At 54.9% G+C, this 24874-nt stretch carries 20 protein-coding genes; 10 read left to right on the top strand and 10 right to left on the bottom strand.

Going from position 1 to position 24874, the window contains the following annotated elements; translation table 11 throughout:
- Window positions 1–53 precede the first annotated feature (53 nt).
- The 6 genes from rmf to rlmKL form a co-directional block, all read right to left on the bottom strand.
- A complete protein-coding gene (rmf, locus tag ACQG0T_RS07800) occupies window positions 54–221 on the bottom strand; it encodes a ribosome modulation factor (protein WP_003858162.1) in 168 nt (55 codons plus the stop codon).
- A 254-nt stretch (window positions 222–475) separates the two neighbouring features.
- Window positions 476–1042: a membrane integrity-associated transporter subunit PqiC gene (gene pqiC, locus ACQG0T_RS07795; RefSeq protein ID WP_015570900.1), complete on the bottom strand. Its 567-nt coding sequence runs from the start codon at window positions 1040–1042 to the stop codon at window positions 476–478.
- Window positions 1039–2679, bottom strand: a complete 1641-nt coding sequence (gene pqiB, locus ACQG0T_RS07790) for an intermembrane transport protein PqiB (protein WP_015570901.1) — start codon at window positions 2677–2679, stop codon at window positions 1039–1041. The genes pqiC and pqiB overlap by 4 nt, the downstream gene beginning before the upstream one ends.
- A 4-nt stretch (window positions 2680–2683) precedes the next feature.
- A complete protein-coding gene (gene pqiA, locus ACQG0T_RS07785; RefSeq protein WP_017693685.1) occupies window positions 2684–3937 on the bottom strand; it encodes a membrane integrity-associated transporter subunit PqiA in 1254 nt (417 codons plus the stop codon).
- 13 nt (window positions 3938–3950) lie between these two features.
- Window positions 3951–5858, bottom strand: a complete 1908-nt coding sequence (locus ACQG0T_RS07780; protein WP_045344709.1) for an ABC transporter ATP-binding protein — start codon at window positions 5856–5858, stop codon at window positions 3951–3953.
- 12 nt (window positions 5859–5870) lie between these two features.
- Window positions 5871–7979, bottom strand: coding sequence for a bifunctional 23S rRNA (guanine(2069)-N(7))-methyltransferase RlmK/23S rRNA (guanine(2445)-N(2))-methyltransferase RlmL (gene rlmKL, locus ACQG0T_RS07775; protein WP_026080728.1), 2109 nt, complete (start codon window positions 7977–7979; stop codon window positions 5871–5873).
- A gap of 98 nt (window positions 7980–8077) precedes the next feature.
- Between rlmKL and ACQG0T_RS07770 the strand changes: the two genes are divergently transcribed.
- Entirely contained in the window at window positions 8078–9187 is a 1110-nt protein-coding gene (locus tag ACQG0T_RS07770; RefSeq protein ID WP_252051910.1) for a YcbX family protein, read from the top strand.
- On the opposite strand, the gene zapC is transcribed toward ACQG0T_RS07770, so the two are convergent.
- Window positions 9184–9726 carry a cell division protein ZapC gene (gene zapC / locus ACQG0T_RS07765; protein ID WP_015570906.1) on the bottom strand — a complete coding sequence of 181 codons (543 nt, stop codon included), beginning with the start codon at window positions 9724–9726 and terminating at the stop codon, window positions 9184–9186. The genes ACQG0T_RS07770 and zapC overlap by 4 nt on opposite strands.
- A 166-nt stretch (window positions 9727–9892) precedes the next feature.
- Window positions 9893–10903 (bottom strand): quinone-dependent dihydroorotate dehydrogenase, encoded by a 1011-nt coding sequence (pyrD, locus tag ACQG0T_RS07760; RefSeq protein WP_023299739.1) that lies wholly within the window; start codon window positions 10901–10903, stop codon window positions 9893–9895.
- 249 nt (window positions 10904–11152) lie between these two features.
- Between pyrD and ssuE the strand changes: the two genes are divergently transcribed.
- Genes ssuE through ssuB form a run of 5 tightly spaced genes read left to right on the top strand, consistent with a single transcriptional unit; the run spans window position 11153 to window position 15393 of the window.
- On the top strand, window positions 11153–11728 hold the full coding sequence (gene ssuE / locus ACQG0T_RS07755; RefSeq protein ID WP_003858180.1) for an NADPH-dependent FMN reductase: 576 nt from the start codon (window positions 11153–11155) through the stop codon (window positions 11726–11728).
- Window positions 11721–12683 carry a sulfonate ABC transporter substrate-binding protein gene (locus ACQG0T_RS07750; RefSeq protein WP_040117456.1) on the top strand — a complete coding sequence of 321 codons (963 nt, stop codon included), beginning with the start codon at window positions 11721–11723 and terminating at the stop codon, window positions 12681–12683. The genes ssuE and ACQG0T_RS07750 overlap by 8 nt, the downstream gene beginning before the upstream one ends.
- Window positions 12680–13825 (top strand): FMNH2-dependent alkanesulfonate monooxygenase, encoded by a 1146-nt coding sequence (gene ssuD, locus ACQG0T_RS07745; RefSeq protein WP_426723754.1) that lies wholly within the window; start codon window positions 12680–12682, stop codon window positions 13823–13825. Before ACQG0T_RS07750 ends, ssuD begins: the two co-directional genes overlap by 4 nt.
- A 9-nt stretch (window positions 13826–13834) precedes the next feature.
- On the top strand, window positions 13835–14626 hold the full coding sequence (gene ssuC / locus ACQG0T_RS07740; RefSeq protein WP_003858185.1) for an aliphatic sulfonate ABC transporter permease SsuC: 792 nt from the start codon (window positions 13835–13837) through the stop codon (window positions 14624–14626).
- Window positions 14623–15393, top strand: coding sequence for an aliphatic sulfonates ABC transporter ATP-binding protein (gene ssuB / locus ACQG0T_RS07735; protein ID WP_015570909.1), 771 nt, complete (start codon window positions 14623–14625; stop codon window positions 15391–15393). The genes ssuC and ssuB overlap by 4 nt, the downstream gene beginning before the upstream one ends.
- 99 nt (window positions 15394–15492) lie before the next feature.
- On the opposite strand, the gene pepN is transcribed toward ssuB, so the two are convergent.
- Complete coding sequence (gene pepN, locus ACQG0T_RS07730) at window positions 15493–18105, bottom strand: aminopeptidase N (RefSeq protein WP_271040656.1); 2613 nt, start codon at window positions 18103–18105, stop codon at window positions 15493–15495.
- 254 nt (window positions 18106–18359) lie between these two features.
- Between pepN and pncB the strand changes: the two genes are divergently transcribed.
- The 4 genes from pncB (at window position 18360) to ACQG0T_RS07710 (ending at window position 24171) form a co-directional block, all read left to right on the top strand.
- Complete coding sequence (gene pncB, locus ACQG0T_RS07725; protein WP_015570954.1) at window positions 18360–19562, top strand: nicotinate phosphoribosyltransferase; 1203 nt, start codon at window positions 18360–18362, stop codon at window positions 19560–19562.
- 168 nt (window positions 19563–19730) lie between these two features.
- Window positions 19731–21131, top strand: a complete 1401-nt coding sequence (gene asnS / locus ACQG0T_RS07720) for an asparagine--tRNA ligase (protein WP_015570955.1) — start codon at window positions 19731–19733, stop codon at window positions 21129–21131.
- Between the two features lie 606 nt (window positions 21132–21737).
- Entirely contained in the window at window positions 21738–22796 is a 1059-nt protein-coding gene (gene ompF, locus ACQG0T_RS07715) for a porin OmpF (protein ID WP_017384819.1), read from the top strand.
- Between the two features lie 184 nt (window positions 22797–22980).
- Complete coding sequence (locus ACQG0T_RS07710; RefSeq protein WP_017384820.1) at window positions 22981–24171, top strand: amino acid aminotransferase; 1191 nt, start codon at window positions 22981–22983, stop codon at window positions 24169–24171.
- A 53-nt stretch (window positions 24172–24224) separates the two neighbouring features.
- Here the strand turns inward: ACQG0T_RS07710 and ACQG0T_RS07705 are convergent, their stop codons facing one another.
- Complete coding sequence (locus ACQG0T_RS07705) at window positions 24225–24872, bottom strand: MBL fold metallo-hydrolase (RefSeq protein WP_032619969.1); 648 nt, start codon at window positions 24870–24872, stop codon at window positions 24225–24227.
- Window positions 24873–24874 lie beyond the last annotated feature (2 nt).

Below are 24874 nucleotides of genomic sequence, written 5' to 3'. Positions count from 1 at the left end.
TCCAGAAAGGCGAAACCTCCGCATTGCGGAGGTTTCTTTTTAAAGAGACGGTATCAAGCAAGTACTGCCCTGTCTCCGATGGCTTCTCGCCAGCCCCCTAGCCATTGGGACCTTTGATTCAGGGCCTGATAGGGACACATTTCTTTTGAACGTCCGGCGATGCCAGCCTGATAACCACGTTGATGAGCCCTTTCCAGGCGATCTCGTTTCTGTCTCTTCATGCCTCGTTTCCCTCATTCTTTTGTCTGGTGGAAAGAAAACAGTGATTGCAATATGTGCAAGCACAGTTAACGAATACCCCGAATCGGCGTCAGCGTCAACGTTCAAAATTCATACGGGTGTCATATTTGTGAGCTACATGGAAGATCGTTTGTACAAAAAATGTGACGCGGGACAAGTAACAAACTGAACATAAAACGAAAAAAAAGCCGCAATCAGCAAGAAGCTGAGTGCGGCTTTCGTCGATGAATTTTACTTATGGCAGCCGGGAAATCTCTCTTGCGATAGCAGCCGACTCCTGTGCCCACCCCTGCGCAAGCACTTTCACCATTTCGTCATAGCCATCTTTCTGCTGCTTCAGTTCCAGATGGAAAGGACGCTTAATCAGCTGGCCCTGATGATTCAAGAGCCACTCCCCGCTGATAACAACCGCACCATCATAGCGGCCATGGAATCCCGTCACGTTAACATTCAGGGTATCCTGATCGCTTCCCAGAGGCTGCGAGGCGACTACCCAACCAGGGAGCTGGCTGCTCAGATTCGCCACCAGCGTATTGCGTAGCTGCTGATCCAGCGGGCTGGCCCACAGGTTATTGTTGGCGATAACGTACTGCACATCGCTGGTCTGGTAGACCACCCCGTTGCCCGCCAGATAATCTGGCACGGCAACCTGTTCAACCCACAGCAGACGGCTGCCCTGCGAGCTGCTACTCTGCGCACCGGATTGCGCGCTTAACGGCAACTGGTAGTAGCTTTTGTTATCGCTTCCAGAGCTACAGGCCGTTAATACCAGTGCGCCTGCGATGATTAGCCATTTTTTCATTGTTTCGCCCTCTTAGGCTCAGGATCCTTTTTGTCTTTCGCTTCAAACACCAGCGCGTTGCTCTTTTCATTGAGCGTTTTCAGAACGGGCTGTAGCTCGCGTAAAACCTGATCAAGACGTTGCATATCCGCCACCATCTTGTTGTAAGCCGCTGAGCCCGGCTGGAAGCCCTGCATACTGCGATTCAGTTCGCGCAACGTTTTCTGCATATCCTGCGGCAGCTGCTGCATGGACTGGTTGGCGGTGATCTTGTTGATATTATCCAGCGTGGTTTGCAGACGTTGCATCGTCGCCTGGCTCTGATGCAGTGATCCCGTCGCGGCCTCAAGCATTGGATTCAGCGGCAGATTGTTGATCTTATCCAGTGTTTCCATCAGGCGCTGTTGGATCTGCGCCAGGCCACTGCTGACCGTAGGAATGATTTTGTAGCCGCCAAATTCACGGATCCCCGTCATTGGTGGCGCTTTTGGATAGAAGTCCATATCGACATATAACGCCCCTGTGACCAGGTTGCCAGTTTTCAGCGAGCCGCGCAGACCGCGATTCATCAGATCGCTGATATGCTCCCCAATATCCTGGTCCTCGCCTATCTGGTTAATCAAACGCTCAGGCTCAATGCGGATCAGCACCGGAATACGATAATCATCATCAAGCATCTGCTTGAGTCCCGGAACAAAGTAAGGCACTTGTCCCACGGTCCCCAGACGGATACCGCGGAACTCAACTGGCGCCCCAGGCTGCAAGCCGCGTACAGAGTCCTTAAAGAACATCAGGTAGTCGATGTGATCGGTATAGAGCGCATCCTGAATGCTTTTTTGATCGTCAAACAGCCTGAAGGCGGTTTTCTCCGCCACCGGTTGTCCCAGATCGATACCTTCCGGCACATCAAAACTGACGCCCCCACCAAACAGCGTGGTGAGTGAACCCATCTCAACGCGCATCCCCGCAGAGGTCAGATCCACCGCGATCCCGCTGTCTTTCCAGAAGCGAACGTTGCTGGTCACCAGGCGATCATTAGGCGCATTGATAAAAAGCTGATAGCTGATGGTCCGTTTTTGCGGATCGAAGGTGCTTGTTTCAACCGAACCGACGCGATATCCACGGAACAGTACCGGATCGCCCGGCGAGAGCTGGCCCGCTTTTTTGCTGTCCAGAATAACGCGGATCCCTTTTGCATCCGGTGGCGCAAGCGGCGGTGAATCCAGCAGCTGATAGTTTGCTGGCTGGGCGCCTTTGTTGCCGGGCTGGAGTTCGATGTAGGCCCCTGACAATAGCGTCCCTAAGCCGCTGATCCCTTCTCTTCCGACCTGCGGTTTCACTACCCAAAAAACAGAATCTTCATGGAGCAGTTTTTCCATGCCGGCATTCAGGCGGGCCTTGATTTCAACATGGGTTAAATCATCCGTCAGGGTCGCGCTTTCCACGACACCCACATCCACGCTGCGGCTCTTGATGGTGGTTTTTCCGCCCTCAATCCCCTCTGCATTGGTGGTAATTAGCGTGACTTCCGGTCCCTGATGGCTGTAATGATAAAACAGGATCCATGCACCGATCAGCGCGGTCACGATGGGGAAAATCCACACCGGCGACCAGTTTCTGACCTTCTGCACTTTAGCCTCTCCACTCTTATTTTCCATGCTCTTACTCTTCCTCATGGCTTGAATCGGGCTCACGATCCCACGATAAACGAGGGTCGAAGGTCATGGCCGCAAACATGGTCATAATGACGACCAACGCAAACATCAGCGCCCCCATAGCGGGATAAATACTCATCAGCCCCCCCATACGCACCAGCGCTGAGAGAACCGCAATCACGAACACGTCAATCATCGACCAGCGGCCAACAAATTCCACGACCTCATAAATCAGATGCATACGCTCGCTGTCTCGCTTACCGTGCCCTTTTGCATCCCAGCAAAGCCAGGCAATGGCAATCATCTTTAAGGTCGGAACCATAATACTGGCGAGGAATATGACGCCTGCTACAGGGTAAGACCCCTCGCTCCACAGCAAAATCACCCCGGCCAGTATGGTCGAGGGCATTCTGTCGCCGAGCAGATCGGTGATCATGATCGGCAAGATATTGGCGGGCAGATAGAGCATGACAGAGGTCACCAGCAGCGCCATGGTCCATTGCAGGCTATTTTTACGCCGGACGTGACCTTTTGTTTCACAGCGCGGGCACACCTCGACATCCGCGGGCAGCACGGCGGTGCAGCACGAGCAGGAGCGAAGCCCCTGACGGATACCCGGTACGCCCACCTTTACCGTCTGCGAGAGCGTAGGCGCCGGGGCAATATCGTCCCAGGCCCAGCGTCGGTCCACGCACTGGAACGCGCGCAGTTGTAGCACGCAGTACAGACACCACGGAATAAAGCTGCTGCCAATCCCCACATCGCCGTAGGCCATCAGCTTCACGAAACTGACCAGGATACCCGCGAGAAAAATTTCCGCCATCCCCCAGCTTTTCAACTGGAACAGGATCCGCGCGAGTTTGATTTTAAGGACAGTGGGCATCCTGACGCGGTTGACCAGCAGCAGAATGACGACCAGGCAAAAAGCCGGGACGATCTGCACGAAAAGAAGAAAGAAGGTGCCAAGGCTGGCGTAATCTTCCGAGAACATCACGCCTGGTATTTCCAGTAAATCCACCTGGCTGGTCATCCCGCCCACTTTCATATAGATGAAAGGGAAGAGATTGGAGAGCAGTAACATGAATAAGGCTGCCAGCGCATAAGCCGTAGGACGCTGCCTTGGCGCGTCCCACTCGGTCGTCAGCGTAGCGCCGCAGCGCGGGCAGGCAGCCTTATGTCCGTGACCAAGCTCTGGCAACGCCACGAGCATATCGCATTGCGAGCATAATATATGCCGATCGGCATGGTGCTGGTCACACATAGATTATCCCTGTTTATGCGCCGTTTTTCAGAGACTCAAGGTACTCCCAGCGCTCAAATGCCTCTTCCAGCGCCTGTTCAGCCTGGGAGAGTTCAGCCAATACTTTCTGAGTATAGTCGTGAGGCTGCGTAAAGAATGACGCATCAGCGACCTGGATTTGCAGTGCTTCCAGTGCAGCTTCCAGCTCTTCCAGACGCTGCGGCAGCCCTTCCAGCTCGCGCTGCAAGTTATAACTCATTTTAGCAGGAGACTTTTTGACAGTTTCTGCCTTTGCAACAACAGGTTCAGCGACATTTTTGGTCTTCGCCTGTTTTTGCGCCAGCGACTGCGATTGCTGTCCACGCGCGTCATGATAGCCGCCCACATATTGCCCGATGCGCCCTTTGCCTTCGAAGATCCAGCACTCGGTCACGGTGTTATCGACAAACTGACGATCGTGGCTGACCAGCATTACGGTTCCCTGATAACCATCAATCAACTCTTCCAGCAGTTCCAGCGTTTCGACATCCAGATCGTTAGTCGGTTCATCGAGAATCAATAAGTTACTGGGTTTCAGGAACAGACGCGCCAGCAAAAGACGGTTACGCTCTCCCCCGGACAGCGCGCGCACCGGCGTCATAGCGCGTTTCGGGTGGAACAGGAAGTCCTGAAGGTAGCCCAGCACGTGACGCGGCTTGCCATTAACCATGACCTCCTGTTTACCCTCGGCGAGGTTATCCATCACCGTACGGTCTGGATCCAGCTCGGCGCGGTGCTGGTCGAAGTACGCCACTTCCAGTTTGGTACCGCAGTGGATACGACCGCTGTCGGCCTGGAGCTGACCGAGCATCAGTTTCAGCAGTGTGGTTTTACCGCACCCGTTCGGGCCGATCAGCGCAATTTTGTCGCCGCGCTGAACCTGAGCGGAGAAACCGTTCACCAGCACTTTGCCGTCAACCGAATAATTCACGTTCTCCATTTCGAAGACAATCTTGCCCGAGCGGGACGCCTCTTCCACCTGCATTTTGGCGCTACCCATGACTTCGCGGCGTTCGCTACGTTCGCGGCGCATCGCCTTCAGGGCGCGAACGCGGCCTTCGTTACGGGTACGACGCGCTTTAATGCCCTGACGGATCCATACCTCTTCCTGGGCCAGCTTGCGGTCGAACTCGGCGTTTTGCAGCTCTTCCACGCGCAGGTTTTCTTCTTTCTCCAGCAGATAGGTATCGTAATCGCCCGGATAGGTCACCAGCTTGCCGCGATCGAGATCGACAATGCGCGTGGCCATGTTGCGGATGAACGAACGGTCGTGGGAGATGAAGATAATGGTACCGTTAAAGGTTTTCAGGAACCCTTCCAGCCAGTCAATCGCTTCGATATCCAGGTGGTTCGTCGGTTCGTCCAGGAGCAGCACCTTAGGCCCGCTCACCAGGGCACGACCCAGCGCCGCTTTACGCAGCCAGCCGCCGGAGAGCGCCGACAGCTCCATATCCGCTTCCAGGCCAAGCTGGGCCAGCACTTCGTTAATGCGGTTTTCCAGCTGCCACAGACCGTGGTGATCGAGCATCTCCTGCACTTTTGCCAGCTCGTTGAGATTCTTGTCGCTCGGGTCCGTCATCACCAGATGCGAAATCTCGTGATAACGCTTGAGGTATTCCGCCTGCTCTGAAATCCCTTCGGCCACAAAATCGTACACGCTGCCGGTGACGTTACGCGGCGGATCCTGTTGCAGACGAGAGACGATCAGATCCTGCTCGTAAACAATACGGCCGTCATCCAGCCCCTGCTCACGGTTGAGGATTTTCATCAGCGTCGATTTACCTGCGCCGTTACGGCCCACCAGACAGACGCGCTCGTTATCTTCGATATGCAGCTCTGCATTATCGAGAAGCGGTGAGTCGCTGAAAGAGAGCCACGCGCCGTGCATACTAATTAAAGACATTTATTTTTCCTTTCAGACCGCGGAGATCAGCCAGCAGTTGTGGATTTGACGGTTACGGGCAAAGTCCTGAGACAGCGTTTTTTGGCTGATTTCTTGTGCTTTCAGTCCCAGTTCGGCCAGGCCGTCGTGATCCATGCGGAATCCGCGCTTGTTATTCGAGAACATAATGGTGCCGCCTTTACGCAGCAGACGCTTCAGGTCGGTCATCAGGCGCAGGTGATCGCGTTGAACATCAAAGCTATCCTCCATACGCTTGGAGTTAGAGAAGGTCGGCGGATCGATAAAGATCAGGTCAAACTGCTCGTCGGTATCGCGCAGCCAGCCCAGCACGTCGGCCTGTAACAGGCGATGCTGACGGCCGGTTAAGCCGTTAAGACGCAGGTTGCGCTCTGCCCACTCCAGATAAGTCCGGGACATATCTACCGTGGTGGTGCTACGCGCGCCGCCAAGCCCCGCATGAACGCTGGCGCTGCCGGTATAGGAGAACAGGTTCAGGAAGTCTTTCCCCTTGCTCATCTGGCCCAGCATGCGGCGGGCGATACGGTGATCGAGGAACAGGCCGGTATCAAGGTAGTCGGTCAGGTTAACCCACAGGCGCGCGTTATATTCGCCCACTTCGATGAAGTCACCCTTCTCGCCCATCTTCTGATACTGGTTTTTGCCTTTCTGACGCTCACGTGTTTTCAGCACCAGCTTGTTTGGCGAAATGCCGAGTACGGCGATGGTGGCCGCAATCACATCCAGCATACGCTGACGCGCTTTTTGCGCATCGATAGTTTTCGGCGGGGCGTATTCCTGAACCACCACCCAGTCCGCATAGCGGTCAACCGCCACGTTGTACTCGGGCAGGTCAGCGTCGTACAGGCGATAACATTCGATGCCTTCTTGCTTCGCCCACTTCTCAAATTTCTTCAGGTTTTTGCGCAGGCGGTTGGCGTAATCTTCCGCCACGCCTGACGGTTTGCTATCCGCCGCTACCTCTGCCAGATGGTAGTTTTTCTGCACGCAGTCCAGCGGGCCGTTTTTCGCTTTGAACTGGCGATCGGCACGCAATTGCAGGCAGCTCAGCAGCTCCGGCGAGGCGCTAAACAGGGAGAGGTTCCAGCCGCCGAAATGCGCTTTCATGTTGCGGCCCAGCAGGCTGTGCAGTGCAATCAGCGCCGGCTCGCTGTCCAGACGCTCACCATACGGCGGGTTGCTGATCACCGTACCGTACGGGCCTTTTGGCAGAGGATTGGTCAGATTCGCCACGTCCTTCACCTCGAAGGTCACCAGCTCGCCGATACCGGCACGACGGGCGTTGCTGCGCGCGCGTTCAATCACCCGTGCGTCGCTGTCCGAACCGTAAAAGTGAGAGGTGTACTCCGCCAGCCCTTTACGGGCGCGGGTCTGCGCATCGTCTTTGACCTCTTTCCAGATGGCTTCATCGTGCTGCGCCCAGCCTTTGAAGCCCCAGTGGCCGCGGTGCAGCCCAGGCGCACGGTCGGTGGCCAGCATCGCGGCTTCAATCAGCAGCGTACCGGAACCGCACATCGGATCGAGCAGCGGCGTACCTGGCTGCCATCCGGAGCGCATCACGATAGCGGCAGCCAGCGTTTCTTTGATCGGCGCCATCCCGGTGCGATCGCGATAGCCGCGCAGATGCAGGCCTGCGCCACTCAGATCCAGGGAAATACTGGCCGTATCGCCGTTCAGCCAGACGTTGATACGCAGATCCGGGTTTTCACGGTCAACGTTCGGACGTTCTTTATTGCGACGCGTGAAGCAGTCCACAATGGCATCCTTAACGCGCAGGGCACCGTACTGGCTGTTGCGGATCTCATCGTTGACGCCGTTGAAATGCACCGCAAAGGTGGCGTCCGGGGTGAAGATCTCTGTCCAGTCGATCATCTGTACGCCGGTGTAGAGATCAAGATCGCTGTAGACCTTGCACTCTTTCATCGGCAGCATGATGCGCGACGCCAGACGGCTCCACATCAGGCTCTGGTAAATAAGCCGCGTGTCGCCCTCAAAATGGACACCACCCTGAACCACCCGGCACTCTTTCGCGCCCAGGGCTTCCAGTTCAGTTTTTAACAGCTCTTCCAGCCCACGGGCCGTACTGGCAAACAGAGAATTCATATCGTCACTTTTACTCATAGAAAATTGTCGCGCATTATAGCTAATATGGCGTGTATGTCATAAAGTTGAAGGCTTATTTTCTTTAGCGGGAGTGTGCAGTGGCGACGTTATCCAGGCTTTTTATTCATCCGGTGAAATCGATGCGCGGTATCGGCGTGACTCACGCGCTGGCCGATATGAGCGGATTCGCCTTCGATCGTATTTTTATGGTCACCGAGCCTGACGGTACGTTTATCACCGCACGTCAGTTCCCGCAGATGGTTCGCTTTACCCCTTCCCCGCTTCATGACGGGCTGCATTTGACCGCGCCAGACGGTTCAAGCGTCGTGATCCGCTTTGCTGATTTTGCGCCGGTTGATGCGCCAACGGAAGTGTGGGGCAATCATTTTACCGCGCGTATCGCGCCGGATAACATTAACCAGTGGCTGAGCGGCTTTTTCTCCCGTGACGTTCAGCTGCGCTGGGTTGGGCCTGCGCTGACCCGTCGCGTGAAGCGCCACGATGCGGTTCCTCTCTCCTTCGCGGATGGTTTTCCCTTCCTTCTGACCAGCGAGGCCTCGCTGCGTGATTTACAAAACCGTTGCAAAGCCAGCGTGCAGATGGAGCAATTTCGCCCGAATCTGGTGGTGACCGGAGCGAATGCCTGGGATGAAGATACCTGGAAAGTGATCCGCATCGGCAGCGTTATTTTTGATGTCGTGAAGCCGTGCAGCCGCTGTATTTTTACCACTGTCAGCCCGGAGAAAGGCCAGAAACACCCTTCCGGCGAACCGCTGAAAACCTTGCAGTCATTTCGTACCGCGCAGGATAACGGCGATGTCGACTTCGGCCAGAACCTGATCCCCCGCTCCAGCGGCGTGATCCGCGTGGGCGACGAGGTCGAAATTCTCACCCGCGGGCCTGCCAGGGTGTACGGCGCAGGTCAGGAAGAAGAGATGGTTGACGTTGTCACCAACGTCGCTTCCGCGGTGGATATTCACTGGGAAGGCAAAGTTATCCGTGGTAACAATCAGCAGGTGCTACTGGAACAGCTGGAGCAGGCAGGTATCCGCGTACCGTATTCCTGTCGCGCGGGGATTTGCGGATGCTGTCGCATTAAACTGGTCGATGGTGAAGTAAGTGCCCTGAAGAAATCTGCGATTGGCAGTGACGGCACGATCCTGTGCTGTAGCTGTGTCCCGAAAACATCCGTACAGCTGGAAGCTTAAACTGCCTGTTCAAGGCTGAAGGAATCAACGCGCAGCTGTGGCTTCAGCCTGTCATTCATCACTTTGATGGCATCACCTAACTGCATAACTCGCCCGGCAATGGTCACGCCGGGTTGGGCCAGCAAACAGAGCGCAGCGTTTTCACCGGGTTCAACCACCAGCAAATTCACCTCTTCTTCGGTATCGCTCAGATTGACGCTCGCCGCATCGCCGATAGCCGGGGTCCAGCACATGCCGTGGGCGAGAAAATGCCAGCTTTTCGGCATTTGCGGTTTCAGGAAACGGATCGCCACCAGCGCATTTAGTACCAGTTCAGCGCGCTGTTCTTTGGAGAGATCGAACTCGCGGCATTTTTCTTCAAAAGAGAAATAGAGTGCAGCGTCGTCAACGCAAAAGCCTGAGGGAGCAAACGCGTCTGGCGTTAACATTCGGCGCGCAAAACGAGAGCGAAACAACATGCCATTGGCTAAGTCGAGCATCATACGGTCATGCTCGTCACAAAAATACCAGCGCCAGTTATCGTCAGGTTTAATTCGCATGTTTCTCTCCCGTCCCCTAAACGTCCTGTACTAAAAATGTCCTGTTTGCCGCTTCGCTTATAACACTAGTAATAAAAGACTATAATGTTTAAATAAGCAACAATGACGGAATATAAAACAACCAGGGCTGGAAATAAAGCCCTGGTTGTCTGATTAAGAGAAAAGATTAGATATGCGTGACGATTTCTTTAATCAGCGGCGGCCCTTTAAAAATAAAGCCGGAATAAATTTGCACCAGCGATGCACCTGCCGCCATCTTCTCACGTGCAGCGATGACAGAGTCAATGCCACCCACGCCAATAATCGGCAGCTGACCTTTTAATTCTGCGGAGAGTGCGCGAATAATTTCGGTGCTTTTTAATTGTACCGGACGGCCACTTAATCCACCCGCTTCGTCACAGTTTTTCATTCCCTGAACGAGAGAGCGATCGAGTGTTGTATTGGTTGCAATCACACCATCAATATTATGGCGAACTAAACTGTCGGCAACCTGGATCAATTCTTCTGCCGAAAGATCCGGGGCGATCTTAACCGCGACCGGAACATATTTATGGTGGATCGCCTGTAGCGCCGTTTGTTTATTTTTAATGGCGCCAAGAAGATCGTCGAGCGCTTCGCCATATTGTAATGAACGCAGCCCTGGGGTGTTAGGCGAAGATATATTCACCGCAATATAACCGGCATAGGCATAGACTTTTTCCATACAAATCAGATAGTCATCTTTACCCTGCTCGACCGGCGTGTCTTTATTTTTGCCAATATTAATACCCAGCACGCCATCAAAATGGGCTTTCTTAACGTTCTCAACCAGATGATCGACGCCAAGGTTATTAAAGCCCATGCGGTTGATCAGCCCCTCGGCTTCAACCAGGCGAAACAGACGTGGCTTGTCATTTCCCGGCTGCGGACGCGGCGTCACCGTCCCGATTTCGATCGAGCCAAAGCCCATCGCGCCGAGTGCATCAATGCATTCGCCATTTTTGTCCAGACCGGCCGCCAGGCCCAGTGGATTTTTGAAAGTCAGGCCCATGCACTGAACTGGTTTTTCCGGCACGTTTTGACGCACCAGCGCGGCCAGAGGCGTTCCTGTAATACGGCGTAACTGCTGAAATGTAAATTCATGAGCGCGCTCAGGATCGAGCTGGAAAAGGGCTTTACGAACGAAGGGGTAGTACATGAACTCTCCTGGATTCCCGGTGTGCAAACCGGGAGGGGATTATGTGCGATTCCGCCCGGAAAGGGAATTGACCTGTGGCAAAAAAAGCCACGTAAAACGCAATCGTTTACTTATCGGTTCGCTTCTTATGCATTTTTCTGCATTCATCCTGAGGATAAATCATTTAGTGGAATAACCACGCAATGTCACACTCCTGAAAATTGTTATGAATGTTAGATAAAAGCAAACAATTAGTTATAAGGAGCAACCATGCGCGTCATTACCCTGGCCGGAAGCCCCCGCTTCCCCTCTCGCTCCAGCGCACTGCTGGAATACGCTCGCGAAAAGCTTAATGCTCTGGATGTCGAAGTGTGTCACTGGAATTTGCACAATTTCGCGCCTGAAGATCTGCTCTACGCCCGTTTCGACAGCCCGGCGCTGAAAACCCTGATCGAACAACTTAAGAGTGCTGACGGGCTGGTCGTCGCGACACCGATTTATAAAGCCTCTTTTTCCGGCGCACTGAAAACGCTGCTCGATCTGCTGCCCGAACGCGCGCTGGACGGTAAGGTCGTCCTGCCGCTGGCCACAGGCGGTACGGTAGCTCATTTACTGGCGGTGGATTATGCCCTCAAGCCGGTTCTGAACGCGCTGAAAGCGCAGGAGATCCTGCATGGCGTCTTCGCTGACGACTCACAGGTAATCGACTACCAGCATAAACCCCATTTCACGCCGAATCTGCAAACCCGCCTCGACAGTGCGCTCGAAACCTTCTGGCACGCCCTGAACCGTCGGGATCGCCACGCGGCAGCATTTCATCAATCACAAGGAGTGGCGCATGTTTAAAACAGTTACCCGTATCGGGCTGGCAGGTCTGCTGGCAGTGGCGTCGCTGGCTCAGGCGGCGGAGAAAGCGCCGGAGAGCCTGCGTATCGGTTATCAGAAAGGCAGCGTCAGCATGGTGTTGGCGAAAAGCCATGCGTTGCTTGAGAAGCGTTTCCCGGAGACCAAATTCTCATGGGTCGAGTTCCCTGCCGGACCACAGATGCTGGAGGCGCTGAACGTCGGGAGTATTGATTTAGGTAGCACCGGCGATATCCCGCCAATCTTTGCGCAGGCTGCCGGGGCGGATCTGGTTTACGTTGGCGTTGAGCCCGCCAAGCCGAAGGCAGAGGTTATTTTGGTGCCGGAAAACAGTGAGATCAAAAGCGTCGCCGACCTCAAAGGCCGTAAGGTTGCTTTCCAGAAAGGTTCAAGCTCGCACAACCTGCTGCTGCGCGCGTTGCAGGAGGCCGGCCTTAAATTCACCGATATCCAGCCCGTTTACCTGACGCCTGCCGATGCGCGCGCGGCGTTTCAGCAAAAAAATGTTGATGCCTGGGCTATCTGGGATCCGTACTACTCCGCCGCACTGTTGCAGGGCGGTGTGCGGGTGCTGAAAGACGGCACCACCCTGAAGCAGACCGGTTCGTTCTACCTGGCGGCACGTCCTTACGCTGAGAAAAATGGCGCATTTATTCAGCAGGTGCTGGATACCTTCTCTCAGGCCGATGCGCTGACCCAAAGCCAGCGTCAGCAGAGCATCACGCTGCTGGCAAAAACCATGGGCCTGCCTGAACCGGTGATCGCCACTTATCTTGACCACCGTCCTCCCACCACCATAGCACCGGTTGACGCCCACGTTGCCGCTCTCCAGCAGCAAACGGCAGACCTCTTTTATCAAAACCGCCTGGTTCCAAAGCAGGTGAATATTCGCGAACGCATCTGGCAACCCGCTGTCATTGAAGGAAAAAAATCATGAGTCTGAATCTTTTCTGGTTTTTACCCACCCACGGTGATGGACACTATCTTGGCACAGAAGAAGGCGCCCGCCCGGTCGATCACGGCTATCTACAGCAGATCGCCCAGGCGGCAGACCGCATCGGTTTTACCGGGGTACTGATCCCGACGGGCCGCTCGTGTGAGGATGCGTGGCTGGTTGCCGCGTCAATGATCCCCGTCACCCAGCGCCTGAAATTCCTGGTAGCCTTGCGCCCGAGCGTGGTGTCGCCAACCGTCGCGGCGCGTCAGGCGGCAACGCTGGACAGGCTTTCCAACGGCCGTGCGCTGTTCAACCTGGTGACGGGCAGCGATCCGCAGGAGCTGGCGGGAGATGGCGTCTTTCTCGATCATACCGAGCGCTATGAAGCCTCCGCAGAGTTCACCCGCGTCTGGCGACGTCTGCTGGAAGGGGAAACCGTCACCTTCGAAGGGAAACATATCCACGTTCGCGATGCGCAGCTCTACTTCCCGCCGGTACAGCAGCCGCGCCCTCCTCTCTATTTCGGCGGATCGTCGGACGTGGCGCAGGAGCTGGCGGCTGAGCAGGTCGATCTCTATCTGACCTGGGGCGAGCCACCGGAGCTGGTGAAAGATAAAATTGCTCAGGTACGCGCTAAAGCCGCAGAACATGGCCGTACGGTACGCTTCGGCATTCGCCTGCACGTGATCGTCCGTGAAACCAACGACGAGGCCTGGCAAGCCGCCGACCGTCTGATCGCTCATCTGAACGACGACACTATCGCCAAAGCACAGGCGGCGTTTGCCAAAACCGACTCCGTGGGCCAGCACCGGATGGCTTCCCTGCACAACGGCAAGCGTGAAAATCTTGAGATTAGCCCGAACCTGTGGGCCGGGGTAGGTCTGGTGCGCGGCGGCGCCGGCACGGCACTGGTCGGCGACGGTCCAACCGTAGCGGCACGCATTAATGAATACGCGGCGCTGGGGATCGACAGCTTTATCCTGTCTGGCTACCCACATCTGGAGGAGGCGTACAAGGTGGGTGAACTGCTGTTCCCGCATCTGGATGTCGCTATCCCGGAAATTCCGCAGCCACGTCAGCTTCAGTTGCAGGGCGAAGCCGTGGCGAACGCGTTTATCCCGAGAAAAGTCGCGCAAAGCTAAGGAGCCACCATGTCTGCAACCGCACAAAAATGGCTGCTGCGCGCCGCGCCGTGGTTTCTGCCCGTCGGCATTGTCCTCGTCTGGCAACTGGCGTCTTCAACTGGCTGGCTGTCGAGCCGCATTTTGCCCTCTCCGGAGGGCGTTGTGGAAGCGTTCTGGTCGCTAAGCGCCAGCGGTGAGCTGTGGCAACATCTTGCCATCAGCTCCTGGCGCGCGGTAATTGGCTTTTCGATAGGCGGAAGCATCGGCCTGACGCTGGGGCTGATCAGCGGCCTGTCACGCTGGGGTGAGCGGCTGCTGGATACCTCCGTTCAGATGCTGCGCAACGTGCCGCATCTGGCGCTTATTCCGCTGGTTATCCTGTGGTTTGGCATTGATGAGAGCGCCAAAATTTTCCTCGTGGCGCTGGGAACGTTATTCCCGATTTATATCAATACCTGGCATGGGATCCGTAATATCGATCGCGGTCTGGTGGAGATGGCCCGCAGCTATGGCCTGTCAGGTTTTGCCCTGTTTACCCATGTGATCCTGCCGGGCGCCCTGCCCTCCATTATGGTTGGGGTGCGTTTTGCGCTCGGCCTGATGTGGCTAACCCTGATCGTGGCGGAAACCATTTCGGCTAACTCCGGCATTGGTTATCTGGCGATGAACGCCCGCGAGTTCCTGCAAACGGACGTGGTGGTGGTTGCCATTATCCTTTATGCCCTGCTCGGCAAACTTGCGGACGTCAGCGCCCAGTGGCTGGAACGTAGCTGGCTGCGCTGGAACCCGGCCTACACCGCTCAGGAGGCGAAAGCATGAATACTGCACGACTGAACCAGGGAACACCGTTACTGCTGAACGGCGTGACCAAACGCTACGGCGACAACACCATTCTGAATGCACTGGATCTGCATATTCCTGCCGGACAGTTCGTGGCCGTTGTCGGCCGCAGCGGTGGCGGCAAGAGTACCCTGCTGCGTCTTTTAGCCGGGCTGGAAGCGCCAAACAGCGGTGACATTCTGGCAGGCACTACGCCGCTGGCCACGATTCAGGATGATACGCGCATGATGTTTCAGGACGCGCGTCTGCTGCCGTGGAAAACGGTGATGGATAACGTCGGGCTGGGCCTGAAGGGCAGCTGGCGGGAGGACGCCCGGCAGGCACTCGCAGCGGTAGGGCTGGAGAATCGCGCGGGAGAGTGGCCTGCGGCCCTGTCGGGTGGACAAAAGCAGCGCGTAGCGCTGGCACGCGCGCTGATTCACCGTCCCGGCCTGTTGCTGCTCGATGAACCGCTCGGCGCGCTTGATGCCCTGACGCGGATCGAGATGCAGGATCTGATTGAAACCCTCTGGCAGACGCACGGCTTTACGGTACTGCTGGTGACGCATGATGTCAGTGAAGCCGTGGCAATGGCAGACAGGGTGCTGTTAATAGAAGAGGGCAAAATTGGTCTGGATCTGACGGTAGATATTCCACGTCCTCGCCGCGTGGGATCGGCCAGACTGGCGGAGCTGGAAGCCGAAGTACTGGATCGGGTGATGAAACGTGGGGAAGCGGAGATTCAGCGGATAAAGGCTAATGCCTGATGCCCTCACCCCGGCCCTCTCCCTGTGGGAGAGGGAGAAAACCGATGCCCCGCGCCCCACGTAGGCCCGGTAAGCGTAGCGCCACCGGGCTTTTTTACATCAGGCCAGCGCCTTAGCAATCTTCTCGTACAGATCGCCAGACAGATTTTCCAGCCCTTTCAGCTGCTCAAGCGCGGCGCGCATTTTCGCCTGACGCTGCGCATCGTAACGTTTCAGGCGGATCAGCGGCTCAATCAGACGAGACGCCACCTGCGGGTTACGGCTGTTAAGCTCGGTCAGCATTTCAACCATGAACTGATAACCGCTGCCGTCTTCGGCATGGAACGCGGCCGGGTTGCTGCTGGCGAAGGCACCAATCAGAGAGCGGACGCGGTTCGGGTTGCTCATGGTGAACGAACGGTGCTTCAGCAGGCTGCGTACTTTGCTGAGTACATCGGCTGCCGGGCTGGTGGCCTGAAGGATGAACCACTTGTCCATCACCAGACCATCCTGATGCCACTTGTCGTCGTACTCCTGCATCAGCGCATCGCGGCACGGTAGCTCGGCGGCAACGCTTGCGGCCAGCGCGGCCAGGGCATCCGTCATGTTATCGGCTTCGTGGTACTGCTTGCTGACCAGCGTGTTCGCCAGCTCTGCCTCACCAAACGCCAGATAGCGCAGGCAGGTATTGCGCAGGGAACGTTTACCGATATCCGCATGTTCCACCCGATACCCGTCCAGCTTGTTGGCGTTGTAAATGGCGAGGAACTCATCTGCCAGTTCGGTCGCCAGCGTGCGGGTCAGCGCTTCACGCACGGCGACGATGGCAATCGGGTCGATGATGTCAAACAGCTCGGCGATTTCAGTCGCAGACGGCAGCGTCAAAATTTCAGCCGCCAGCGCCGGGTCAATGTTCTCATCCAGCAGGATGGCACGGAACGCGTCTGCCACATGAACCGGCAGCGTCAGCGGCTGGCCCTGCTGGTAACGGTTGACGTTCAGCTTGATGTAGGTCGCCAGCAGGCTTTGTGCCGCATCCCAGCGCGAGAAATCGTTGCGCGCGTGACGCATCAGGTACGTCAGCTGCTGATCGCTCCACTTATATTCGAGTTTCACCGGCGCGGAGAATTCGCACAGCAGGGCAGGAACGGGCTGGAAATAGACGTTATCGAAGATAAAGGTCTGCTCTGCCTGGGTCACGTTCAGCACGTTATGCACCGGGTGGCCGCCCTTCTGTAACGGGATCACGTTGCCTTCGTTGTCGTATAGCTCAACGCTGAACGGAATGTGCAGCGGATGTTTCTCTTCCTGCTCGGCCGTTGGCGGCGTGCGCTGGCTGATGGTCAGCGTGTACTGCTCGGTTTCCGGGTTGTAGTCGTCTTTGACCGTCACGATCGGCGTACCGGCCTGGCTGTACCAGCGGCGGAAATGAGACAAATCGACGTTAGAGGCGTCCTCCATCGCCTGGACGAAATCGTCGCAGGTGGCCGCACTGCCGTCGTGACGCTCAAAGTAAAGCTGCATCCCTTTCTGGAAATTCTCTTCGCCCAGCAGGGTGTGGATCATACGGATAATTTCAGCGCCTTTTTCATACACCGTCAGGGTGTAGAAGTTATTCATCTCAATGACTTTATCCGGGCGGATCGGGTGCGCCATTGGGCTGGCATCTTCTGCAAATTGCAGACCACGCATGGTGCGCACGTTGTTGATGCGGTTCACCGCCCGCGATCCCAGATCGGAGCTGAACTCCTGATCGCGGAAGACGGTTAAGCCCTCTTTCAGGCTCAGCTGGAACCAGTCGCGACAGGTGACGCGGTTCCCGGTCCAGTTATGGAAATATTCGTGGCCGATAACGCGTTCGATATCGAGGTAATCTTTATCCGTGGCGGTATCGGTACGCGCCAGCACGTATTTAGAGTTAAAGATGTTAAGACCTTTATTCTCCATCGCGCCCATGTTGAAGAAATCGACCGCAACGATCATATAGATGTCGAGGTCATATTCGAGGCCAAAGCGCGTTTCATCCCACTTCATGGAGTTGATGAGGGAGGTCATTGCCCACGGTGCGCGGTCAAGGTTGCCACGGTCCACGAACAGCTCCAGCGCGACTTCACGGCCAGAGCGCGTTTTAAAGGTGTCGCGCAGGACATCGAAATCTCCCGCCACCAGCGCAAACAGATAGCAGGGTTTCGGGAACGGATCCTGCCACTGTACCCAGTGACGGCCATTCTCCAGTTCCCCTTCACCAATCCGGTTGCCGTTGGAAAGCAGGTACGGGTACAGCGTTTTGTCGGCAATAATTTTGGTGGTAAAGCGCGCCAGGACGTCCGGGCGATCCAGATACCAGGTAATGTGGCGGAAACCTTCGGCTTCACACTGGGTACACAGGGCTACGCCTGACTGGTAAAGTCCTTCCAGCGCGGTATTGGCGGCAGGGCTAATTTCATTCACGATGCGCAGGGTAAAGCGTTCCGGCAGGTTGTCGATGACCAGCTGGTTGCCTTCTTCTTTATAGTCTGACCAGGCTTCATCGTTAATATGCAGGGAAACCAGCGTCAGGTCTTCACCATCCAGACGCAGCGGCACGGCTGTCGCGCTCTGGCGCGTCACCTGGCTTACCGCCGTCACCACGGTTTTTGTGGCATCCAGGTCGAAAGTCAGATCGATATCGCTTATCAGGTATTCCGGCGCACGATAGTCGTGGCGGTATTTAGCTTGTGGCTGTTGTGTCATAGAAAACCTTATGCATCGTTTGTCGAGTAACGATTCAATATATTCCTGTTGTGTAAAACGCGCTATGCAGAATGTTCATCTTTTCAGGCACAACGCCCTTTTTAGCTACATTTTTATAACACGGGGCACGAAATGCTCTCGACCATAAAGTGTGCTTATGTTGTGATCGGGGTTCAATAAATCACTAAACAGGGTATACTCCGGAGTTGTTTATTGTACTAAACGCTCCCGTGAGAGGATGCTACAGCGCACCTATGACTCAATTCGCTTCTCCGGTTCTGCATACGTTGCTGGATACCGACGCGTACAAGCTGCATATGCAGCAAGCCGTGTTTCACCACTATCATGATGTCCATGTTGCGGCGGAATTTCGCTGCCGGGGTGACGACTTGCTGGGTATCTACGCAGATTCCATTCGTGAACAGGTCGAGGCCATGCAGCATCTGGCGCTCACCGATGACGAATATCAGTGGCTTTCAGGCCTGCCTTTCTTTAAAGCGGATTATCTGAACTGGCTGCGTGAGTTCCGCTATAACCCGGAACAGGTCACCGTCACCAATGATAACGGCAAGCTGGACATTCGTCTGACCGGCCCGTGGCGTGAGGTGATCATGTGGGAAGTGCCGCTTCTGGCCGTGATCAGCGAGCTGGCCCACCGCTATCGCTCCCCTGAAACCGGTGTGACGCAGGCGGTTGCCGCTCTGGAGAATAAACTCGTTGAGTTTTCCAGACTGACCGAAGGGCTGGATATGTCCCGATTCCGTCTGATGGACTTTGGCACGCGCCGCCGCTTCTCTCGCGAGGTTCAGGAAGCCATTGTCAGACGTCTGCAACAGGAGCCGTGGTTCGTTGGCACCAGTAACTACGATCTGGCACGTCGCCTTGATTTAACGCCTATGGGCACCCAGGCGCACGAATGGTTCCAGGCGCACCAGCAGATCAGCCCTGACCTTGCCAACAGCCAGCGAGCCGCCCTCGCCGCGTGGCTAGAGGAATACCCGGATCGGCTGGGTATTGCCCTTACCGACTGCATTACCATGGACGCGTTCCTGCGCGACTTTGGCCCTGAGTTTGCCGAACGCTACCAGGGTTTGCGCCATGATTCCGGGGACCCGGTTGAATGGGGTGAGAAAGCCATCGCCCATTACGAAAAACTGGGCATCGACCCCATGAGTAAGGTGCTGGTCTTCTCCGATAACCTTGACCTGGCGAAAGCCGTCGACCTTTATCGCCATTTCTCATCGCGGGTGAACCTGAGTTTCGGGATTGGTACGCGGTTAACCTGTGATATTCCTCAGGTGAAACCGCTGAACATCGTCATAAAACTGGTGGAATGTAACGGTAAGCCGGTCGCGAAGCTCTCCGACAGTCCGGGCAAAACCATCTGCCATGACAAAGCGTTTGTCCGCGCATTACGTAAAGCCTTCGATCTGCCTCAGGTTAAAAAAGCCAGCTAACGGCTTCGGGGGAGCCTTCATGGCTCCCCTTCTCTTATTAATTTCTTATTTCTTCTCTTAAGACGGTGAAATTTACTTGTCTGATAGCGGATGGCAGGTAACATAGATATCCCCCCTATAAGGGCGGACAAGTGTTTATTTTTTCCGACTATTAACAGAGAGAATATTATGAGCGTTGTGCCTGTAGCCGACGTACTCCAGGGCCGTGTCGCCGTTGACCAGGAGGTCACCGTGCGCGGATGGGTGCGTACTCGCCGAGATTCTAAAGCTGGCATCTCCTTCCTCGCCGTCTATGACGGTTCCTGCTTTGATCCTGTACAGGCCGTCATTAATAATTCTCTGCCCAATTACAATGATGACGTTCTGCACCTGACAACCGGCTGTTCCGTGATCGTCACCGGTGTTGTGGTGGCCTCTCCGGGCCAGGGTCAGAGCTACGAAATTCAGGCGACCTCGGTGGAAGTGACCGGCTGGGTTGAAGATCCGGACACCTACCCGATGGCTGCGAAGCGTCACAGCATCGAATATCTGCGTGAAGTCGCGCACCTGCGTCCGCGCACCAACCTGATTGGTGCGGTTGCCCGCGTGCGTCATACGCTGGCGCAGGCGCTGCATCGTTTCTTTGACGAGCAGGGTTACTTCTGGGTTTCTACTCCGCTGATCACGGCTTCCGATACCGAAGGCGCAGGTGAAATGTTCCGCGTTTCAACGCTGGATATGGAAAACCTGCCGCGTACGCCGGAAGGTAAAGTCGATTACGACAAAGACTTCTTTGGTAAAGAAGCCTTCCTGACGGTTTCCGGCCAGCTCAACGGTGAAACCTACGCCTGTGCGCTGTCTAAGATCTACACCTTCGGCCCAACCTTCCGTGCGGAAAACTCCAACACCAGCCGTCACCTGGCGGAATTCTGGATGCTGGAGCCGGAAGTGGCCTTTGCCGATCTAAATGACGCGGCAGCCCTGGCAGAAGCGATGCTGAAATACGTGTTTAAAGCCGTTCTCGAAGAGCGTGCAGACGACATGAAATTCTTCGCTGAGCGTGTCGATAACGACGCCATCGCCCGTCTTGAGCGCTTCGTCTCCGCAGACTTCGCGCAGGTGGATTACACCGACGCGGTCGCTATCCTGGAAAAATGCGGCGAGAAATTCGAAAACCCGGTTTACTGGGGCGTGGATCTCTCCTCCGAGCACGAACGTTATCTGGCAGAGAAGCACTTTAAAGCACCGGTTGTGGTAAAAAACTATCCGAAAGACATTAAGGCGTTCTATATGCGCCTTAACGAAGACGGTAAAACCGTTGCCGCGATGGATGTCCTCGCGCCGGGCATCGGTGAGATCATCGGTGGCTCCCAGCGTGAAGAGCGCCTGGATGTGCTGGACGCGCGTATGCAGGAGATGGGCCTTAACCCGGCGGACTACAGCTGGTATCGCGATCTCCGTCGCTACGGCACCGTTCCACACTCCGGCTTTGGCCTGGGCTTCGAACGTCTGATTGCTTACGTAACAGGTGTTCAGAACGTACGTGATGTGATTCCGTTCCCACGCACACCGCGTAACGCAAGTTTCTAACCGACCAAATCATTAATGGCCAGCAAATGCTGGCCATTATTTTATCCTGCAATGTCAGTTTTCGTCAGTCAGAAGTAAGCGTCTTTAAACCACAACCCCGCTATTATCTCTACCTGTTACGTTTTGTTTCCACGAAATATCCTGAGACAAAAAAATAACCCCATTCTTATTGCGCTTAAAACAATTCTTACGCATTAGCATAAAAAACAATCAATTTCACAGCCATCTGGATGGCTTTTGTCGATCATAAGAAAAAATGAGCCGTTTAACTTCTGTTTATACGAAAGGCCTTTAGCTAAATTAAACATAAGGAAATCATATATATAAGAATAAAGCGGATGTTTAATTCGCCAGGCGGCACTGAAATTTGAGGTGCTTCACAAAGTTCCCAAAAATACATATTTAGTTACACATATTTTCTTTTGGTAACTGAATCTTGAAGATTGTAGCACTTTCAGTGTAGCGAAACGGTTCTATGAATGGAAAGATGCCTGTCAGACACATAAAGACACCTAACTCTCATCAATAGTTCCGGAAATATTTATTGACAGAATTTATTGGCGGCAGTGGCGAGTGTCATAAAAAAACCAATGAGGGTAATAAATAATGATGAAGCGCAATATCCTGGCAGTGGTAGTCCCTGCCCTGCTGGTAGCCGGTGCAGCAAACGCTGCTGAAATCTATAACAAAGACGGCAACAAATTAGATCTTTACGGGAAAGCAGTTGGCCTGCATTACTTCTCTGATTACGCGGGCAACGATGGCGACAACACTTACGCGCGTCTGGGCTTCAAAGGTGAAACTCAGATCAACGATCAGCTGACTGGCTACGGTCAGTGGGAATACAACTTCCAGGGTAACAACTCTGAAGGTGGCGATGCACAGAACGGCAACAAAACCCGTCTGGCATTCGCAGGTCTGAAATTTGGTGACGCAGGCTCCTTCGACTACGGTCGTAACTACGGTCTGGTCTATGACGCAATCGGCATCACCGATATGCTGCCTGAGTTCGGCGGCGACACCGGCGCGAGCGATAACTTCTTCGCAGGCCGTACGGGTGGTCTGGCGACTTACCGTAACAGCAACTTCTTCGGCCTGGTTGACGGTCTGAACTTTGGTGTTCAGTACCTGGGCAAAAATGAACGTGATGATGCAGTACGTTCCAACGGTGACGGCTGGGCAACCTCTCTGAGCTATGATTTCGACGGTTTCGGCATTGTGGGTGCTTATGGTGCAGCTGACCGTACCAACAACCAGCAGACGCTGGAATGGGGTAAAGGTGACAAAGCTGAACAGTGGGCAACCGGCCTGAAATATGACGCGAACAACATCTACCTGGCAGCTATTTATGGCGAGATGCGTAACGCAGCGCGTCTGGGCAGCCGTGGTTTCGCTAACAAGTCTCAGGACTTCTCTGTCGTCGCTCAGTACCAGTTCGACTTCGGTCTGCGTCCATCCATCGCTTACTACAAATCTAAAGCGAAAGACGTAGAAGGTATCGGTGACGAAGACTACATCAACTACATCGACGTTGGTGCGACATACTACTTCAACAAAAACATGTCTACCTATGTTGACTATCAGATCAACCAGCTGAAAGACGACAACAAGCTGGGCATCAACAACGACGATATCGTGGCTCTGGGTCTGGTTTACCAGTTCTAATCAGCACACCTCGTTGTTATATGCTTAATGAACAGGGCTTCGGCCCTGTTTTTTTATTCCTGAGAGAAAATAATAGCGACTTTTGAAAAGCCGCACGCTTTTCGTCGCAAACGGTTGGCATTTTGTAAATCTACCGTTAACCTGATAGCGGATTTCACTTCTGTAATCACAATGGAACTTCGTCATGTTTGAGAACATTACTGCCGCTCCTGCCGACCCAATTCTGGGCCTGGCCGATCTGTTTCGTGCCGACGACCGCCCTGGCAAAATCAACCTGGGTATTGGTGTATATAAAGATGAAACCGGCAAAACTCCGGTACTGACCAGCGTCAAAAAAGCTGAGCAGTATCTGCTGGAAAACGAAACCACCAAAAACTACCTCGGTATTGATGGTATCCCTGAATTTGGTCGCTGCACCCAGGAGCTGCTGTTCGGCAAAGGCAGCACCATTGTGAGCGAAAAACGCGCCCGCACGGCGCAGACCCCAGGCGGTACCGGCGCACTGCGCGTGGCGGCAGATTTCCTGGCGAAAAACACCTCTGTGAAGCGTGTGTGGGTAAGCAATCCAAGCTGGCCGAACCACAAGAGCGTTTTTAATTCTGCGGGTCTGGAAGTGCGTGAATACGCCTACTACGACGCGGCAAACCACGCGCTGGATTTCGACGGTCTACTGGCCAGCCTGAGCGAAGCCCAGGCGGGCGATGTGGTGCTGTTCCACGGCTGCTGCCATAACCCAACCGGTATCGATCCTACGCTTGAGCAGTGGGAACAGCTGGCTAAGCTGTCCGTTGAAAAAGGCTGGCTGCCGCTGTTCGACTTCGCTTACCAGGGCTTTGCCCGTGGTCTGGAAGAAGATGCAGAAGGTCTGCGCGCATTCGCCGCCGTGCATCAGGAGCTGATTGTCGCAAGCTCCTATTCCAAGAACTTTGGTCTGTATAACGAGCGTGTCGGCGCCTGTACGCTGGTGGCTGCTGACGAAGCAACCGTCGATCGCGCATTCAGCCAGATGAAGTCCGTGATCCGCGCTAACTACTCTAACCCACCGGCACACGGTGCGTCTGTGGTCGCGACGATCCTGAGCAACGATGCGCTGCGCGCAATCTGGGAACAAGAGCTGAACGATATGCGTCAGCGCATTCAGCGCATGCGTCTGCTGTTTGTGAACACGCTGGCTGAGAAAGGCGCTGACCGTGACTTCAGCTTCATCATCAAGCAGAACGGCATGTTCTCCTTCAGCGGCCTGACCAAAGAGCAGGTGCTGCGCCTGCGTGAAGAGTTTGGCGTGTATGCCGTTGCCTCTGGCCGCGTGAACGTTGCAGGTATGACGCCTGACAACATGGCGCCGCTGTGCGAAGCCATTGTCGCGGTGCTGTAACCTGCACCCATAAAAAAAGCCTGCATCGCGCAGGCTTTTTTATTTTACCGGGTTTACCAGACAGGCATTTCATCCTGAAGGAACGGGTTATGCAACCGCTCATCGCCCAGCGTCGACATTGGTCCGTGTCCAGGGATAAACGTCACATCATCACCTAACGGCAATAACTTCTGCTTAATCGACTGAATCAGTTGACCGTGATCGCCGCGTGGGAAATCGCTGCGTCCTACGCCCCCTTTGAAAATCACGTCACCGGAAATCAGCAGGCGCGACACGTCATCAAAGAAGACGATATGGCCGGGCGTATGCCCTGGGCAATGCAACACCTGTAAAGTTACATTCCCTACGTTAACGCGATCGCCTTCGTTCAGCCAGCGGTCCGGTGTCAGTGGCTGACACTCATCCAGACCAAACATGCGGCTTTGGGCAGGCAGCCCCTGAAGCCAGAACTCATCTTCTTTTTCCGGGCCGATAATCGGCACACCGTAGTGTTCAGCCAGTTCTGCCGCTGCACCCACATGGTCGAGATGGCCATGGGTGAGTAAAATCTGCATCAGCGTTACACCGCTGGCAGCGACTTCCTGCTTGATTGTCCCGGCGTCTCCACCGGGATCGACAAGCGCGGCCAGTTTAGTTTGTTCACACCAGATCAATGAACAGTTCTGTGAGAACGCGGTAACCGGAATAATACGATAGTTCATAC

Source organism: Enterobacter cloacae complex sp. 302F9, from assembly GCF_050030335.1.
In the GTDB taxonomy this organism is placed as follows: Bacteria; Pseudomonadota; Gammaproteobacteria; order Enterobacterales; family Enterobacteriaceae; genus Enterobacter; species Enterobacter hormaechei_C.
This window is presented reverse-complemented; position numbering and strand designations above follow the sequence as displayed.